We start from the raw sequence: 16,173 nt of genomic DNA, 5'->3' as shown, positions 1-16,173 counted from the left end.
ATATGCCGACGATCGTTGATGGAAAATTATACTTTTATGCTGATTCAGAGCCGCGCCGCCTGATGGAGCTGTTCGCCGTAAAGTGGACCACCATGGTGATCCATGCTCTTTATCACTGGCCCGGCGGCAAATGCCGCACCGGCGAGCTACAGCGCAGCCTGCAGGGGATTTCAAAAAAAATGCTGAGCCAGACCCTGCGTGAAGTCGAGCAGCGCGGGCTGGTGCAGCGTCACGTCTATAATGTGGTGCCGCCGAAGGTAGAATATCAGCTGACCGAGCTGGGCTGGACCTTCGCCGCGCCCATTGAGCAGATGTATCAGTGGGGGCTGGAGAATAAAGCGGCGCTCGACGCGATGGAGGCGGCGCTCCAGGCCAGCCGCAGCGAGGCCGCCGAATAAGGGCGATGATCCATTGTCTGATAACGCGCTCCCTGCTCCGCTTCACGCTGCAACCCCGTCGGATAAGCGATATTATTAGCCGCATAATAAATTGACGTTGGGGTTACCTCCGTCGGGGCAGGCGGGCCGACGATATCCCTGTTAATCTTATTTCCTTTCTCCGCCCGGCAAGCCGGACGGGGACGTTTGCGCTTATTCGAAGGAGGATCCGGTGGCGGTAAAGTTGATTGCGGTGGATATGGACGGAACGTTTCTCGATTCCGCCAAGCGTTATAACAAAGCGCGTTTTCTGCGCCAGTATGCCCAGCTGAAAGCGCGCGACATCCGTTTCGTGGTGGCCAGCGGCAATCAGTATTACCAGCTGGAGAGCTATTTCCCGGAGATCGCCGGTGAAATCGCCTTTGTGGCAGAAAATGGCGCCTGGATCAGCGATTGCAATGAAGAGGTGTTCTGCGGCGAGCTGAGTGCGGAGAACGTGCGTCGGGTGATGGCGATTCTGGCGCAGGAGCCGGAAATTCATACGGTAGTCTGCGGCAAACGCAGCGCCTATATCTCCCCTGAGATGCCCGCTGAAACGGTGGCGCTGTTGTCGAACCACTATCGTCGGCTGGAGAAGCGCGCCGATCTCGACCACATCGACGACACCATTTTCAAATTTTCGCTGAACCTGCCGCATGATGGCGTCGAGCCGCTGATCGCGCGTCTGACGGAAGCGCTGGATGCGGCGGGCAACATGGTGCGCCCGGTCTCCAGCGGCTTCGGTTTTGTCGACCTGATTATTCCGGGCCTGCATAAGGCGCACGGCATCAGCCTGCTGCAACAGCGCTGGGGCATTGATGATTGTGAAGTGGTGGCGGTCGGCGACAGCGGCAACGATATCGAAATGCTGCGTCAGGCGGGATACAGCTTTGCCATGGCCAACGCCACTGAAGCGGTGTCAGCAGCGGCGCGCTATCGCACCGAAGATCATAATGAGGAAGGGGCATTGAATGTGATATCCCGCGTACTGGCGCGCGAATATCCCTTTAACTGACGCTAAGAAACGGCAGCGTTTCCGCTGCCGTTGACAACACGATCAGATCACTGCCACGCCGCCGGTCACCGCGACGGTGGAGCCGGAAATATAGCTGGCTTCATCGCTGGCAAGCATGACATAGGCGGGCGCCAGCTCAGCGGGCTGGCCGACGCGCTGCATCGGCACTTCGCTGCCGAGGTTTTTCACCTGCTCCGCCGGCATGGTCGACGGGATCAGCGGAGTCCAGATCGGGCCTGGCGCCACCACGTTGGAGCGGATGCCCTTCTCGGCCAGCAGCGCCGCGAGGCTGCCGGAAAAGTTCACGATCGCCGCTTTGGTGGCGGAATAGGCAATCAGCTTCGGCTTCGGCTGATCGGCGTTCACCGAGGCGGTACTGATAATCGAAGCGCCCGACGGCATATGCGGCACCGCTGCTTTGCAGAGATAGAACATGGCGTAAATATTGGTCTTGATGGTGCGGTCGAATTCGTCATCGCTGATCTCATCCAGCGATTCGCGCGTCATCTGAAACGCCGCGTTGTTCACCAGAATATCGATCTGGCCGAAGTTATTGACCGCCTGCTGCACGATATGGCGGCAGTGTTCCGCTTCGGTAATATCGCCAGGCACCAGAATCGCCTTGCGTCCCGCCTCTTCAATCAGGCGCGCGGTATCTTTTGCATCTTCATGCTCGTCCTGATAGGAGATCAGCACGTCCGCCCCTTCACGGGCATAGGCGATGGCCACGGCGCGGCCGATGCCGGAGTCGCCGCCGGTGATAATCGCTTTTTTACCCGCCAGACGTCCGGATCCTTTATAGCTGGTTTCGCCATGATCCGGTGCAGGCTGCATATCAAAAATAGAGCCCGGGACATCCTGCTGCTGTTCTGGCTGCGGTGGCTGTGGTCGGCTGGTCATAATAGGGTTCTCCTTTCTGGTTAACGGCGATTAACGCCGTAAAGCGAATTCAGGATTATCTTATTATTCGGTCAGTATCGCGGCGTAAACGGTACTGACGGAATAACGGAATACCGTTTCAGTATAGTTGACTGACTCATATTGCAAGCGCAGCGGCAGGCGGCCGCGCAATTATTCAACGTGCGCCGCTGCGGCATTTATTTATTCTGCAGGAGAGTGGCGGCGCTTATTTCCCCCGCCCTCACCGGAAAAAAGCGGGCCGCCGGCGTAACACCTTCATAACGTCAGCGGGGGAAACTCAGGCCTGGCCCTGATAAAGGGGCAGCAGAGTAAGACGGCTGGCGGTGCGCTGAATATCATCCAGCTCAACGCCCTGCGTCAGGCTCTCCAGCGGACAGTCGGTGGTCAGAAAGAGCCGGCACTGGCGGTCATACAGCACGTCAATCACGTTGATAAAGCGTTGCTGCACCGCGGGCGAGACGCGCGCCAGCGGCGGCAGATCCTCAATCAGCCAGCTGGAGTAGCGATCGCACAGGGCGAGATAGTCCATTACCGCCGTCGGCGCCTCGCAGAGCGCGCGAAAAGAGAAGTGCAGCATCTCCCCGGCGGGCGACAGCGTTTCCAGCGTACGGTAGCCGACCTGCAGCGGCAGCGGCGCGGCCGCCGCTTCGGGCAGCGCCAGCGCCCGCCGCTGCGCCGGTGTGGCGTTCAGCAGCAGGCCGCCGGTGCTGAACGGGCCATGCTGCTCGTGGCGCAGCGTGCGGTAATCTTTCTCGCCGCTCAGCCCGATAATCGTCAGATGCTGCCGCATCAGGGCGATGCTGGGCGCGAAGCGCTGATGATAAAGCGGGTTTGCCAGCAGGTTTTCCGGCGGATGGTTGGAGGTCGCCACCAGCAGCACGCCGTCACGGAACAGCTGAGTCAGCAGCGGCTTTATCAGCATGGCATCGCCGATATCGTGCAGATGAAACTCATCGAAGCAGAGCAGTCGGCAGCCGTCGATACTGGCGGCGATCGCCTCGTCGACGCTGTTGCCGGCGGCGATAATCTGGTGTAGCTGGCGGAAGAAGTGATGAAAATGGACGCGCTTTTTCTTCTCCAGCGGCGCCCAGTGAAAAAAGGCATCGACGATAAAGGTTTTGCCGCGTCCCGGCAGCCCCCAGACATACAGCCCGTCACCCTGCGCCTGGCGCGGCGCGCCGGCCAGCATGCGGGCCATCAGCGCATCCAGCCGGGCGGTAAGCGCCTGCTGCTGCGCATCCAGCGTTAGGCCTTTTTCGTGTGCCTCATGCTGCATACTCTGTTGAAAAGTAAACGTCTCTGGCGCCGCCTCAATCATCTCGCTGCCCTGTAGGTGATATCGATCAGGCCGCTATCATACCCCGCCCCGGACAGATGAACAGCAGCAGGTTGTGCCGCCGGCCGCATGGCTGAAACAGAGACGCGTAACGATTTACACGCCGCTGAAACCGAGGCGCGTAATGATGCCTACGCGGCTGAAACAGAAGTGCGCAATGATTTACACGCTACTGAAACAGAAGCGCACGGTGCTACCTCCTCCGCAAAAAAAAGGGTAAATTAAGACGCTGTCCCGGCGCATAAATAAGCCCCCAAAATCACTGCGTGTCATTTATTCATTCTGATCTTTTTTAACAGGATATTATGATGCGGCAATTTCACTTCGGCGCGTTGATTCATTAAATCCGCATAAAATATAAATGCGCGGCATAAACAACCAACCAGAATAATACACACCCATCCTTTACAGGAAAAAAATAAGTGCGGCGAAGGTTTTATTAACGCGGGGAAATAGCCTGATAAAAGCAGCGCAATAAAAAAGGCAGGCGTAATGCCTGCCCTGCCTTTACTGGCCGCTAATCTGTCCCGCCAGCGTCGCGCTCGCCGCGAGATCAACCTGGAAACAGAGCAGGATGGCATCGCGCCGCGCCTCGATAAGCGGCAGCGCCTGCAGGCCGTTGCTTATCGCATCGCCTTTGCTGAGGCGCTCTCCGCCGACCGTCACGCTGCCTTCCGCCACGTAGAGCCACTGTGCCAGCCCGGCGCGGTAAGGCGCGCTGACGCTGCTTTGCGCCATCAGCCGGATATCCCAGGCCCGGACCTGCTGGCGCAGGGTCAACGGCGCCGCGTCGCCTTCCGGCCCTGCCAGCAGCGTCCACTGGCCGTCAACCGCGCCTTCAGGCCGCGTCATAAACTGCGTGCGGCCCTCGCCGCCCGCCGCTTCAGGCCGGATAAACACCTGCAGCATCTCCGTCTCCACCAGCGGCGCAGACTCTTCATGCCATACGCCGCGACCGGCGCTGATCAGCATCGCTTTTTTCGCAGACAACGGCGTCCGTTCGCCGCGATCGTCCTCATGCACCATCGAGCCGCGCCAGACATAATGCAGAATTTCATCATTGAGGTGCTGATGCATGGCGATACGCGCCCCGCTCTCCATCTGCATATGGTCGATAATCGCCAGCGGTCCGAACGCGCTGTCGCCGCGCGCCGCATCGATCTCGCCGGGACGCATGCGACGGATGGTAAAAGGACCATATTCAAACAACTGTGACGGGCTGGCTCGCATGATATTCATTACTTCCTCCCTTCAGTGCTTAACAGCGGTGGCCGCAGGCAAAAAAAAGACGCCCGCAGGCGTCATCTTTCAGCAGCGGTGGGTTATTTCACCAGCTCAGCGGTCATATGCACGCCGTTGTTAAAATTAGCTTCGGTAATTTTGTAGCCTGCGCCCTGCTGCTCCGCCTGCGCGGCGATTTTGGCCTCAGCGGCATCCAGCGTCAGCGCGGTAGCGGTCACGCTGGCGGCGAAGCTGTTGAAAGAGAGTACGGAAAGCGCGATAACTGATGCAAAAATTTTGACGTTTTTCATGATTGTTTACCTGATATTATTTAAAGTAAATGAGGCATCTCGCCTCGATGTGAAAGATAATAGGCGAGAGGCGCTGAATAAAAAAGCGTAAGCTTTTGCTCAAATCATTCATAAAAACTGAAAGAGTTTTGAAGACGGTTTACTGATGCAAAGCGGAAGCGCTGCGAGAGCAGATTCGTGGGGGGCCGGAGGCGGCACCTGGCGCCGCGAAAGCGCCGCGGAAGATCCCTTTTGCTTTGGCAACTGCCTTTTTTGCGGTTGGCGACGAAAAAACGGCATAGAAATGCATTTTTTTAAACTTTACCGCCACAGGCAAAATAAAGAGACGGGATCATTTTTCGCGCAGCCAGCCATTAGCAGAAACTCCGCTGCACGACACGCCCCGATTGGTTAAAATTCAATCACCTGTTCCTGCTTTACGCCCTTCCCTGCGATCTACGCTGGCGCTACCAGCGCTTCGCTTCCAACGATATACAATTAAATAAAAATAATACATTTACCCACTAAACAGTAAGGATAATCCGAAGTTTCGCGCTGAGGATGCGCATAACTTGCGCGCAATACGGTAATCCCTATACTTTTCATAGAAGATTTCGTTAAGAAACAATTCAGAAAAATAAATATAACAAGCGTATCCGCGTACCCATATTTATCTGATAACGCTGACCAGGCACTCCTGTCATTACTCTCGCTATCACAGTGGATACCTCAGCAACCGCCAGCGTTTTTCTGTGTGGAAGATCAGTACGGCATCAGGCGGCGATCGCAGCCGCTTTCCACGCGCCTTTGTTCTGCTTTACCGAATGCGGCTGTCAGCGATGCGTTGACTGACAGGGCCGCAGGAGAAACTGTTCATGACACCTTTTTCATCATTTTGGCAGGCGGGCTATGAAGGCGCGGATCATATCAATCCGCACGGCGAACGGCTGTCGATGAATGAAACCAATGCGCACCTGGCGCGTGTAAAAGAAGATTACGCCGCGCTAAAGGCATTCAATATTTCAACGGTGCGGGAAAGCGTGGGCTGGCGTCTGACCGAACGTGACGGCCGTTATGACTTCTCCTCGCTCGACGCCCGGCTGGAGGCGGCGCGGGAATATGATATTCAAATCTGCTGGACGCTGTGTCACTACGGCTGGCCTGAAGATGTGCATCTCTTTTCCGACGATTTTATTCCCCGCTTCGCCGCCTTTTGCGCCGCCGCTGCCGACTATATCGCGCCGCGCTCCGTCCGGACGCCGGTTTACTCGCCGATCAACGAAATCTCTTTCCTCAGCTGGGGTATCTCCGTCGGGCTGTTTACCTGCCCAAACCTGCCTGAACATGACCCTGCCGATGCCTGTAAACGTCAGTTAATCAGAGCGACGCTGGCGGGCTGCGACGCCCTCTGGGAAGTGGACAGCCGCGCGCGCATTCTGCATTGCGATCCCCTGATTCATATCGTCGCCACGGAAGAGACGCCGGAGGCCCGTGAAGCGGCGCAGTCGCACAGCAATGCGCAGTTTCAGGCGTGGGACATGCTGCGCGGCACGCTGGCGCCGGAGCTGGGCGGCGCGCCACGCTATCTCGACCTGATCGGTGCCAACTACTACCACGACAACCAGTGGGAGGTGCCTTCGATGGCGCGGCTGCACTGGCACCTTGGCGATCGCCGCCGCAAGCCGCTGCACACCATGCTGGTGGAGCTGCAACAGCGCTATCAGCGCCCGCTGCTGATTGCCGAAACCAGCCACGTCGGCAGCGGACGCGGTGCCTGGATAGCGGACGTCACCGCGCAGCTGGCGCAGGCGCAGCTGGCGGGCGTCACCCTTTACGGCGTCTGCCTTTACCCGATTATCGACCGGCCGCGCTGGGAGGATTTATCGGCCTGGCCCTGCAGCGGACTCTGGGATCTCGACCGCAACGGCCCCGACCCTTTTCTCCGTTTACTCAATCAGCCCTACGCCGTGGCGCTCCGCCAGGCGCAACGCACATTACGACATTTTCAGTCGTTTACTCCTCCGGCAGCGGAGAATAAGGAGAATGGTATGCAGCAAAAAACTCTGATCGTTTTTAGCCACCTGCGCTGGGGATTTGTCTTTCAGCGTCCGCAACACCTGCTGTCGCGCCTGGCGCAGCACTACCGCGTGCTGTTTATCGAGGAGCCGATTTATGACGCGCAGGCCTCCTCGCTCCATTACTCCACGCCCGCGCCCAATATCACCGTTGTTCAGCCTCATACGCCGATTGCGGCGCCCGGCTTCCATGACGATCAGATCGCCACGCTGCAGCTGCTGCTGACGGAGCTGGTAGACGAGCAGGAACAGCCTGTCGTCTGGTTCTATACCCCGATGGCGCTGCCGCTGCTGACCCCTTTTACGCCGTCGTTAGTGATTTACGACTGCATGGATGAGCTTTCTGCCTTTAACCAGGCGCCGCGTCAGCTGCAGCAGCGCGAATCGGCGCTGATGGCGCGCGCCGATCTGGTGTTTACCGGCGGTTCCAGCCTGTATGAGGCGAAAAAGAATAAGCACCACGCCATCTACTGTTTCCCCAGCAGCGTTGACGCCGTCCATTTCGAGCAGGCGCTGGACCGCAGCAACGGGCATCCGCTGCAGCAGGCGCTGCCGCCGGTGCGTCTCGGCTATTACGGCGTCATTGACGAGCGTCTCGATATCAGTCTGGTGGCGGCGCTGGCCGATGCCCATCCGGAGTGGCAGATCGTGATGGTCGGCCCGGTGGTGAAAATCGATCCGGCGACGCTGCCGCAGCGGGCAAACATTCACTGGCTGGGCCAGCAGCCCTATGAGGCGTTGCCGCAATTCCTTGCCGGCTGGGATGTCTGCCTGATGCCGTTCGCGCTCAACGCCTCGACGCAGTTTATTAGCCCGACCAAGGTGCTGGAGTATATGGCGGCGCAGCTGCCAATCGTCAGTACGGCGATCGCCGATGTGGCGCGCCACTACTCCGACCTGGTGGCCATCGCCTACAGCCCGGAAGAGTTTGTCCGTGCCTGTGAGCGCGCGCTGGTCATGAACGCGGAGGAGCGCGCAACGAAGGCGCAGCGCATGCAGGCAGTGGTTGCCGCCACCTCATGGGATTCTACCGCCGCACAGATGCGCAAGTTGATGAGCCAGGGCGCCGAGGCCGCGCGCCAGCCGCCCGTTCAGGCCGCGCCGCCGGTGATTGCTGACGAAGTGCAGCAGATTACGCGGCGGCTGAAGCCGGCCGCCGATCAGCTCGCCTCCCTGCCCTGCCTGATTATTGGCGCCGGGCCGACCGGCCTGAGCGCCGGCTACCACTACGGCAAAGGGGCGCTGGTACTGGAGAAAAATGCCTCGCCGGGCGGCTGGTGCCGCTCGCTGAACGACAAAGGGTTTACCTTCGACTACGCCGGCCACATCATGTTTTCGCAGGATCCGTACGTACTGAAGCTGTATGAACTGCTGCTGGGCGACAACCTGCACTGGCAGATGCGCGAAGCCTGGGTCTACAACGACGGCGGCGCCTGGACCCGCTATCCATTCCAGGGCTCGCTTCACGGCCTGCCGCCAGAGGTGATCAAAGAGTGCATTCTCGGCGCCATTGAGGCGCGCTACGGCATCGCGGGCGACGCGGCCGCAACGCCCGCCAACGCGGCGGCGCTGGTGCAGCACCGCGACTGCTGCGCCGACGGCGTGGTGCCCGATGGCGAAGCGTGCGTAGCGCAGGAGAGCGGGCAGACAGAGAACTTCGAGCAGTTTATTTACAAGACCTGGGGCCGGGGCATCGCCAAACATTTTGCCGTGCCCTACAACAAAAAGCTCTGGACGCTGCCGCTGAGCGAAATGGAAACCTCCTGGCTTGGCGGACGCGTGCCGCTGCCCGACCTGGCGCAGATTGTCGAAGGTGCGCTGGCACCACTGGAAAAACCGATGGGACCGAACGCCCGCTTCGGCTATCCGCTGAAAGGGGGCTTCCAGGCGCTGATGCATGGCTTCCTGCCGCACCTGACCTGCGAACTGGAGACCAACAGCACGCTGGCGGCGCTGCACCCGGAACAGCATATCGCGGTGCTGACCGACGGCCGTCGCTACCGCTACGATCAGCTGATCAGCACCATGCCGCTGCCACAGCTGATTAAGCTGATCGGCGATGAGGCGCCGCAGGAGATCCACGATGCGGCGGCGAAGCTGCGTCATGTCTCTATCCGCTGCGTCAACATCGGCGTGGGCCGCGCCGACCTGACGGAAAAACACTGGATCTACTATCCGGGCGAGACGCTGTTCCACCGCATTTTTGTACAGGGCAACGCCAGCCCCTTCTGCAACCCGCCCGGCGGCTGCGGCCTGACCTGCGAAATCAGCTATTCGCCCGATAAGCCGCTGCCGGTAGATGGCGAGGCGCTGATCCAGCGCTGCATTCAGGAGTGTATCGCAGTGGGAATGATCAACGCCGACGACCCGATCATCACCGCCAATCAGGTGGATATTCCTTACGCCTACGTCGTTTATGACCATGCGCGCCAGGCAAGTATCGCTCTGATCCGCGACTGGCTGCTGCAGCAGGATATCCTGCTGTCGGGCCGCTACAGCGAATGGGAATATTACAATTCCGACCACGCCTTCCTGGCGGGCAAACGCGCGGCTGAGTTTGTCAAAGCGCGCGAAACCACGCTGGAGAAACAGGAAACCGGCTACTGATCGACCGGCGTCGGGCGGTCGCCCGGCGCCCTCTTTTCCCTTCCTTCAGGCTATTTATCTGGCTGATCGTCCCGCCCGTCTGGTCTACACTGTCTGACACCGGTAGGCGCTTCTTTGCGCGCATAATCATAACCCTACCGGCTGACATAATACTGGGTGAAGCATGAAAATACGGTTTCTTTCCAGCAATGAGCTAAAGCTGGACGAGGTGCGCAAAATCCTGGGGCCGATTGGCGTCGAGGTGCTTCCCGTTGCGTGCCGCATCGAAGAGATACAGACAGAAGATGAAGTGGAGCTGGTGCGCGATAAGCTCACCAAAGCGTTCTCGCTGATTGGCCGCCCATTGTTCGTGGAGCATACCGGCCTCTATCTGGATGGGCTGAACGGCCTGCCCGCGGGGCTGACGCGCATTTTCTGGAACCGGCTCGACGCCGAACGTTTTACCGCGCTGGTGCAGGCGCTGGATAGCCAGCAGGCCACCGCCAAAACCGTGCTGGGCTACTGCGACGGACGCAAGATGTATCAGTTCGCCGGCGAGGTGCGCGGCAAAATCGTCGCGCCGGCCGGCCCGCGTGAATTTATCTGGGACTGCATTTTTATGCCGGAAGGCCATACGCAGACCTTCGCCGAGATGGGCGAACTCAAGCATGAGATCTCCATGCGCCGTCTGGCACTGGATCGCTTTGCCGCCTTTCTGAAAACCGCAAGGAACGTGCCATGAAACCCGAACTGAAACGCGCCTATGACGCCGGGAAACTGATCCTGTTCGCCGGGGCGGGCGTTTCGCGCAATCTGGGCCTGCCGGAGTGGCATGAGCTGATCGCGCATCTGGCTAACGAATTGGGCTACGACCCGAAAATCTTCAACGCTTACGGCACTCACCTGTCGCTGGCGGAATATTACAAGCAGAAAAAAGGCTCGCTGGGCCCCTTGCGCAGCTGGATGGATCGCGAATGGCACCGGCCCGATATTGACGTGCGCTCCTCTGAAATCCATACCATGATCACCCAGGGGCGCTTCTCGCGCATCTACACCACCAACTACGATCGCTGGCTGGAGATGGCGCACGAGGCGCACCGGGTGCCCTACTACAAGGTGGCGAACGCCGCCGATCTGGTGTCGCTTGATGAAAGCCGCCGCCATATCATCAAGCTGCACGGCGATTTCGATGACGATACCTCTATCGTGCTGGATGAAAGTAGCTACTTTGAGCGGCTCTATTTCGATTCGCCGCTGGATATCAAGCTGACGCACGACGTCATGGGCAATTCAGTGTTGTTTGTCGGCTACAGCATCAGTGATTTCAATATTCGCCTGCTGTTCTACCGCCTGACCAAGATGTGGGGCCGCACCGGTCTCGCCTCCGCCCGTCCAACCTCTTATCTGTTTACCAACCGCAATAATCCGGTGGCGAAAGAGGTGCTGGGCCAGTGGGGTATCGAGATGATCGTTTCTGAAGAGGATGACCCGCGTAAGGCGCTGGGCGACTTTCTGGCGGAGCTGATCGCCTGAGGCGGAAAAGATCGTTCGAGACGGCGCCGATCGCGCAAAGCAGGCGCGATCGCCCGAGGCGGCATCGATCGTCCAAAGCAGGCCCGATCGTCCGGGATGGAGCCGATCGCCTGAGCCGCCGCTGATTACCTGAAACGGAGCCGATCGCCCGAGTCTGCCCCTCAGGCGATGCGCCCGTTTAGCCGGTAGGTTACGGCGGCCGCCGCCCACATTGACATCCGCCGCGCAGCGGCCTGACGCGTCGCCCGTTATCAGCGTGTCTGCAGCGCCGCCAGCAGCGATTCCTCCGCGCCAACGCGCACCAATGCCGGGATCTCGCTCAGCGGCGCCGCCATCTGCAGCCACTGCCCGCCCTGATAGCGTTCGCCGTTGCGTGCAATCCAGCTCTCTTCCGCCGGCAGCCAGACGCGACGCTCGCGCTCCCCGGCGCGCAGCACCGGCGCCACCAGCAGATCGCGCCCGAGCAGATACTGATCCTCAACCTGCCAGCTTTCCGCCTGCTGCGGGTAGTGATAGAACAGCGGACGCATCACCGGATCGCCCTGCTCATGCGCCTGCCGCATCAGGCTGTCGATATAGGGGCGCAGGCGCTCGCGCAACAGCAGGCACGCCTTCATCAGCTGATAGTTCTCCTCGCCGTAGCTCCAGACCTCATTCGGCGAGCCGCTGTTGCACTGAGCGATGCCGTCGCGCCACGCTTCCGGCGGCGCCACCTGTGGCTCGCGATAGCCGTGCAGGCGCATCACCGGACAGAAGACCGCCCACTGGAACCAGCGGATCAGCAGCTCGTGAAAGGCGGGATCCTCGACGTTACCGCCCTGAAAGCCGCCGATATCGGTGGTCCACCAGGGCATACCCGCCATCGCCATATTCAATCCGGCGGAGAACTGATTGCGCAGCGCATGAAACGAGGAGTGAACATCGCCTGACCACGCCAGCACGCCGTAGCGCTGGCTGCCAGCCCAGGCGCAGCGCACCAGGTTGACGATCTCCGTTTCTCCCTGCTGCTGTAAGCCTTCATAAAAACCCTGAGCGAACTTCTGCGGGTAGATGTTCCCTACCTCCAGCACCGGCCCCAGATGGTAGCGGTAGTTATCAAAATCGTAGGCACGGTACTCCGGCTCCGCCTCATCCAGCCAGAAGGTGCGGATGCCGAGATCGTAATAGTTACGCTTCACTTCCTGCCAGACAAAGGCGCGCGCGGCGGGATGGGTGGCGTCGAAAAAGGTGGTATTGCCGAGAAAATCGAGGTTGACCGACACGCCGCGATCGCTGTTGACCAGTAGCCCCTGCGATTTCATGCGCGCATAGTTGGCGCTGCGGCTGTCAACCGTCGGCCAGACCGACACCATGGTTTCGATGCCCATTGCCTTCAGCTCCGCCGTCATCGCTTTGGGATCGGGCCAGTCGCGCGGGTCGAAGCACCAGTCCCCCTGGTTCGTCCAGTGGAAAAAGTCGATGACGATCACCGAGAGCGGCAGCTGTCGCCGCCGGTACTCGCGCGCCACCTCCAGCACCTCCTGCTGGGTGCGATAACGCAGCTTGCACTGCCAGAAGCCGGTGGCGAAGGCAGGCATCGGCGGCGCGGTGCCCACGGCGCGCCCATACTGACGCAGGATCTGCGCCGGTTCGTCGCCCGCGGTGATCCAGTAATCCATCTGGTCGGTGACCTGCGCCTGCCAGCGGGTGAGGTTTTTCCCGAAGGTCGCCTCGCCGATCGCCGGGTTGTGCCACAGCAGGCCATAGCCGAGACTGGAGAGCATAAAGGGCACGCTGGCCTGCGAGTTGCGCTGCGCCAGCTCCAGCGTGCAGCCTTTAAGATCCAGCCCCGCCTGCTGATACTGCCCCATACCGTAAATTTTTTCGTCGCGTCGCGCTTCGAAGCGCACCGTCAGCTGATATTTGCCGCCGGGAATCGGACGAAACTCGCGGCCGTCCAGCTTGAGCGCGCTGATATATTTATCCTGGCTTTTTTCCGTCGCGCCGATGCCGACCGTGGTGCGCTGCCGCCAGAACTCCTCCAGCAGCAGTTCGCCGCGCTGATTGTAGAAGGCGAGCTGGCCGCGCGGGTTAAGCGTGGCGGTGATCTTGCCGTTGCGCAGGCTAAGGGATTCGCCCTGTTGGCTGATTTCCGCCGCCTGTACGCCGGGCGGCAGCAGCGCCCAGTCGGTGTCCGCTATTTGCGGCTGGCAGCTGGCGCGCACCCGCAGGCTATTCTCTCCCCAGGGTTCGACAATCAGCGTTTGCCGATCGAAGCGCCAGATAATGCGCTGCTGTTCCGCCCGTAATTCACTCATGACAACTCCTGTGGCTGAAGGGCGCCCGCGCTGCTGTCGTTCTGCGTCGCCGCCGCCGTTTTGTGCTGGTTAATTTCGCGCATGGTGTCGTCGTTCAGCCGATACCAGCGCATGGTAAGCGCGCTTAACAGGGACAGCACGCCGGGAATGAGAGAGAAGAGCGCGATAATCGCCAGCATGGCGCTGCCGTTCTGCTGCGGCGCCTGGGCGACATAGCCGCTGAGACCGAGCGTCCAGCCGACAATCGCACCGCTGACCGCCATGCCCATTTTCAGCACCGCCAGTAACGTGGAGAACACAGTGCCGTCCATGCGTTTACCCTGACGGTATTCACCGTAGTCCACCACGTCCGACATCATCACCCACATCAGCGTGGTGGTGACCTGGTAGAAGCTGGAGACGACAAAGGTCATCGCCACCAGCAGCGGCAGCGACGCCGGCATAAACAGAATGCTGATGCTGAGCAGGCCGCATATGACCGCGCTGAGCGTAAAGGCCTGCAGCTTGCTGCGACGGCGCGTCATCCATTTCGCCATCCCGCTGCCGACGCTTTTGCCGACGATATGCGCCGCCAGCAGCCACATAAACAGGCTGGCGTCGCCAAGGTAGTAGGTAACGTAATACATCATCGCGCCGAGCCGCACTACGCCAAAGGCGATGTTGCAGAACACCAGCAGCGCGACCACGCGCCACTGATCGTTGCGCAGCAGGTCGCGCAGGTCGGCAAGGAAATTTTCGTGGCTGCCGTGGGCGCTGACGCGCTCGCGCGTGTTGAAAAAGCAGAGCAGAAACATCAGCGCCGCCAGGCTCGCCATAATCGCCATCGCGCCGAAGTAGCCGTCCAGCTTGTTGCCGCCGCCGATCCACTGCGCCAGCGGCATCATCAGAAAGGTAGACATCGCGCCGCCAAGGGTGGCGAGGAAAAAGCGGTATGACTGCAGTGAAATACGCTGGGTATCGTCGGAGGTGATGATGGCGCCCATCGAGCAGTAGGGAATATTGATGGCGGTATAGAGCAGCATCATCAGACAGTAGGTGACGCTGGCGTAGATCATTTTGCCGCTCAGCGACAGCGATTCCGGCACGGCGTAAATCAGCAGGCAGCTGATGCCGAACGGCACCGCCAGCCAGAGCAGCCACGGCCGAAAACGCCCCCAGCGCGTGCGGGTGCGGTCAGCGATCAGCCCCATCGCCGGATCGACGATCGCATCGGCGACGCGCGCCAGCAGAAACAGCGTGCCGACGAAGACTGCGGGCAGGCCGACGACGTCGGTATAGTAGAAGGTGAGAAAGATAATGACGTTTTCCAGCCCGATATGGCTGGCCATATCGCCGAGCCCGTAGCTGATTTTTTCTTTAACCGATAAGGTTGCACGCATGGTTGTCCGCCTTGTTCGCCTGAGAGGAACACCTTCCGTGGCCCTGAAGAGCAGTTATAAGAAGCCAGGCGGGCGGCAACAATTGCGGGATCTGATTAAACTCTTATGTTTTTTACTTTATGTGATACGGGTAACAGGCTGGTTGTCGATTACAGTTAGCGCATAAAGTAAATAGCGCTCTTGGTTCATTTTTATCACTTTTTGGCTTTCCTTTTGCGCCAGCGTTGCCAGAGGCGTAGCAAAATAGCGCAGAGCGCCAGCGTAATAAGGGCGTTAATCAGCATTACCGCCAGCAGATAAAACATTTCTGGATGGTGAAAGCCCGGGCGGTTGGCGGTTCGGGTGAGCTGGCCTGCCTGTTTAATGGTGGGCTGCACCGAATAAGGATGAATAAAGCGCAGCGAAAACAGATACACCACGATAAACAAGATAATCCGCCCGCGTTTAGCCGTTTGTCGTCTTCCTTTGCCGCCAGCGTTTCCATGCGCACGTCACGATAAAATAGAGAGTGCAGGTTATCAGGGTATTGATCAGCAACACGCCGGTTAAATAACACATTTCCGGATCGCAAAAGCCGAGCCTGTCTGAAAGGGTAATCAGCCAGTCGGTTTGCCGACGGGTAAAAACGATCGGATAAGGGTGAATAAAGCGCAGCGAAAACAGAAACAGCGCGCTAAATAGCAGGATCCGCCAGCGTTTACGGACAACTGTCGCCATTGCCGATCACCTCGATAGTGCCATAGGATAAAAGCCCCCGGCGCGCGGGACGCTCACTTTATTGGTATGCCGAAGCAGCGTGCGGATCAGCTGAAAATCCGACTTATGCAGCAGGGTGATGCAGCCCATTGACAGCCCCCGTCCGCCGGCGGGGTGAAAGCGAAACTGGCCGCGCCGCACGTCGTTAATCCAGGTGAAGTCATCTATCTTGCCGTCATCCCGATAAAGCGCGAACCACTCCCAATGGTTAGAAGGATTGCCCAGGAAGCCGTTAATGGTATCTTTCGCCAGCGCTTTGGCGATCGCCCCCGCCCCGCCGGATGCGCGGTCCACAATCCAGTATTTTCCCGGCGGTAGCGGACCTTTATCAGGCACATCAAAGCATCC

The 16,173-nt window shown here is 59.4% G+C and carries 15 protein-coding genes; 6 read left to right on the top strand and 9 right to left on the bottom strand.

Translation table 11 applies throughout. The annotated features are described in order from the left end of the window. Window positions 1–2: 2 nt before the first annotated feature. On the top strand, window positions 3–398 hold the full coding sequence (locus tag C2E15_RS05505) for a winged helix-turn-helix transcriptional regulator (protein ID WP_104956473.1): 396 nt from the start codon (window positions 3–5) through the stop codon (window positions 396–398). A 211-nt stretch (window positions 399–609) separates the two neighbouring features. Beyond that, window positions 610–1,431 (top strand): Cof-type HAD-IIB family hydrolase, encoded by an 822-nt coding sequence (locus C2E15_RS05500; RefSeq protein ID WP_128861381.1) that lies wholly within the window; start codon window positions 610–612, stop codon window positions 1,429–1,431. Between the two features lie 42 nt (window positions 1,432–1,473). On the opposite strand, the gene C2E15_RS05495 is transcribed toward C2E15_RS05500, so the two are convergent. Together C2E15_RS05495 and zapE are read right to left on the bottom strand one after the other, a co-directional pair. Beyond that, on the bottom strand, window positions 1,474–2,331 hold the full coding sequence (locus C2E15_RS05495; RefSeq protein ID WP_104956472.1) for a glucose 1-dehydrogenase: 858 nt from the start codon (window positions 2,329–2,331) through the stop codon (window positions 1,474–1,476). A gap of 298 nt (window positions 2,332–2,629) precedes the next feature. Continuing rightward, window positions 2,630–3,670 (bottom strand): cell division protein ZapE, encoded by a 1,041-nt coding sequence (zapE, locus tag C2E15_RS05490; protein ID WP_245912350.1) that lies wholly within the window; start codon window positions 3,668–3,670, stop codon window positions 2,630–2,632. An 87-nt stretch (window positions 3,671–3,757) separates the two neighbouring features. Here zapE and C2E15_RS21605 point away from each other — a divergent pair, with 87 nt between their 5' ends. Next, complete coding sequence (locus tag C2E15_RS21605; protein WP_167391836.1) at window positions 3,758–3,913, top strand: hypothetical protein; 156 nt, start codon at window positions 3,758–3,760, stop codon at window positions 3,911–3,913. 282 nt (window positions 3,914–4,195) lie between these two features. On the opposite strand, the gene C2E15_RS05485 is transcribed toward C2E15_RS21605, so the two are convergent. Continuing rightward, window positions 4,196–4,927, bottom strand: coding sequence for a pirin family protein (locus tag C2E15_RS05485; protein WP_104956471.1), 732 nt, complete (start codon window positions 4,925–4,927; stop codon window positions 4,196–4,198). A gap of 83 nt (window positions 4,928–5,010) precedes the next feature. After that, window positions 5,011–5,220, bottom strand: coding sequence for a YdgH/BhsA/McbA-like domain containing protein (locus C2E15_RS05480; RefSeq protein ID WP_104956470.1), 210 nt, complete (start codon window positions 5,218–5,220; stop codon window positions 5,011–5,013). Window positions 5,221–6,074: 854 nt separating this feature from the next. Between C2E15_RS05480 and C2E15_RS05475 the strand changes: the two genes are divergently transcribed. The 3 genes from C2E15_RS05475 (at window position 6,075) to C2E15_RS05465 (ending at window position 11,393) form a co-directional block, all read left to right on the top strand. Further along, complete coding sequence (locus C2E15_RS05475; RefSeq protein WP_104956469.1) at window positions 6,075–9,881, top strand: NAD(P)-binding protein; 3,807 nt, start codon at window positions 6,075–6,077, stop codon at window positions 9,879–9,881. Window positions 9,882–10,044: 163 nt separating this feature from the next. Beyond that, entirely contained in the window at window positions 10,045–10,602 is a 558-nt protein-coding gene (locus tag C2E15_RS05470; protein WP_104956468.1) for a non-canonical purine NTP pyrophosphatase, read from the top strand. Further along, window positions 10,599–11,393: an SIR2 family protein gene (locus tag C2E15_RS05465; RefSeq protein ID WP_104956467.1), complete on the top strand. Its 795-nt coding sequence runs from the start codon at window positions 10,599–10,601 to the stop codon at window positions 11,391–11,393. The genes C2E15_RS05470 and C2E15_RS05465 overlap by 4 nt, the downstream gene beginning before the upstream one ends. Before the next feature lie 251 nt (window positions 11,394–11,644). Here C2E15_RS05465 and C2E15_RS05460 read toward each other — a convergent pair whose 3' ends face one another. The 5 genes from C2E15_RS05460 to C2E15_RS05440 form a co-directional block, all read right to left on the bottom strand. Beyond that, window positions 11,645–13,690 (bottom strand): glycoside hydrolase family 31 protein, encoded by a 2,046-nt coding sequence (locus C2E15_RS05460; RefSeq protein WP_104956466.1) that lies wholly within the window; start codon window positions 13,688–13,690, stop codon window positions 11,645–11,647. Then, window positions 13,687–15,069 carry a glycoside-pentoside-hexuronide (GPH):cation symporter gene (locus tag C2E15_RS05455; protein ID WP_104956465.1) on the bottom strand — a complete coding sequence of 461 codons (1,383 nt, stop codon included), beginning with the start codon at window positions 15,067–15,069 and terminating at the stop codon, window positions 13,687–13,689. The genes C2E15_RS05460 and C2E15_RS05455 overlap by 4 nt, the downstream gene beginning before the upstream one ends. Before the next feature lie 194 nt (window positions 15,070–15,263). After that, window positions 15,264–15,497 (bottom strand): hypothetical protein, encoded by a 234-nt coding sequence (locus C2E15_RS05450; RefSeq protein WP_104956464.1) that lies wholly within the window; start codon window positions 15,495–15,497, stop codon window positions 15,264–15,266. Between the two features lie 16 nt (window positions 15,498–15,513). Then, window positions 15,514–15,786, bottom strand: a complete 273-nt coding sequence (locus C2E15_RS05445) for a hypothetical protein (RefSeq protein WP_104956463.1) — start codon at window positions 15,784–15,786, stop codon at window positions 15,514–15,516. Between the two features lie 6 nt (window positions 15,787–15,792). Next, a complete protein-coding gene (locus C2E15_RS05440) occupies window positions 15,793–16,161 on the bottom strand; it encodes a DUF2778 domain-containing protein (RefSeq protein WP_342747476.1) in 369 nt (122 codons plus the stop codon). Window positions 16,162–16,173: the final 12 nt, after the last annotated feature.

Source organism: Mixta gaviniae (assembly GCF_002953195.1).
Taxonomy (GTDB): Bacteria; Pseudomonadota; Gammaproteobacteria; order Enterobacterales; family Enterobacteriaceae; genus Mixta; species Mixta gaviniae.
This window is presented reverse-complemented; position numbering and strand designations above follow the sequence as displayed.

What these genes read in the sequence shown, in the direction of transcription:
- C2E15_RS05505 (WP_104956473.1), top strand. Translation starts at nt 3, where the DNA reads ATGCCGACGATCGTTGATGGAAAATTATACTTTTATGCTGATTCAGAG.
- C2E15_RS05495 (WP_104956472.1), bottom strand. Translation starts at nt 2,331, where the DNA reads ATGACCAGCCGACCACAGCCACCGCAGCCAGAACAGCAGCAGGATGTC.
- zapE (WP_245912350.1), bottom strand. Translation starts at nt 3,670, where the DNA reads ATGATTGAGGCGGCGCCAGAGACGTTTACTTTTCAACAGAGTATGCAG.
- C2E15_RS21605 (WP_167391836.1), top strand. Translation starts at nt 3,758, where the DNA reads ATGGCTGAAACAGAGACGCGTAACGATTTACACGCCGCTGAAACCGAG.
- C2E15_RS05485 (WP_104956471.1), bottom strand. Translation starts at nt 4,927, where the DNA reads ATGAATATCATGCGAGCCAGCCCGTCACAGTTGTTTGAATATGGTCCT.
- C2E15_RS05480 (WP_104956470.1), bottom strand. Translation starts at nt 5,220, where the DNA reads ATGAAAAACGTCAAAATTTTTGCATCAGTTATCGCGCTTTCCGTACTC.
- C2E15_RS05475 (WP_104956469.1), top strand. Translation starts at nt 6,075, where the DNA reads ATGACACCTTTTTCATCATTTTGGCAGGCGGGCTATGAAGGCGCGGAT.
- C2E15_RS05470 (WP_104956468.1), top strand. Translation starts at nt 10,045, where the DNA reads ATGAAAATACGGTTTCTTTCCAGCAATGAGCTAAAGCTGGACGAGGTG.
- C2E15_RS05465 (WP_104956467.1), top strand. Translation starts at nt 10,599, where the DNA reads ATGAAACCCGAACTGAAACGCGCCTATGACGCCGGGAAACTGATCCTG.
- C2E15_RS05460 (WP_104956466.1), bottom strand. Translation starts at nt 13,690, where the DNA reads ATGAGTGAATTACGGGCGGAACAGCAGCGCATTATCTGGCGCTTCGAT.
- C2E15_RS05455 (WP_104956465.1), bottom strand. Translation starts at nt 15,069, where the DNA reads ATGCGTGCAACCTTATCGGTTAAAGAAAAAATCAGCTACGGGCTCGGC.
- C2E15_RS05445 (WP_104956463.1), bottom strand. Translation starts at nt 15,786, where the DNA reads ATGGCGACAGTTGTCCGTAAACGCTGGCGGATCCTGCTATTTAGCGCG.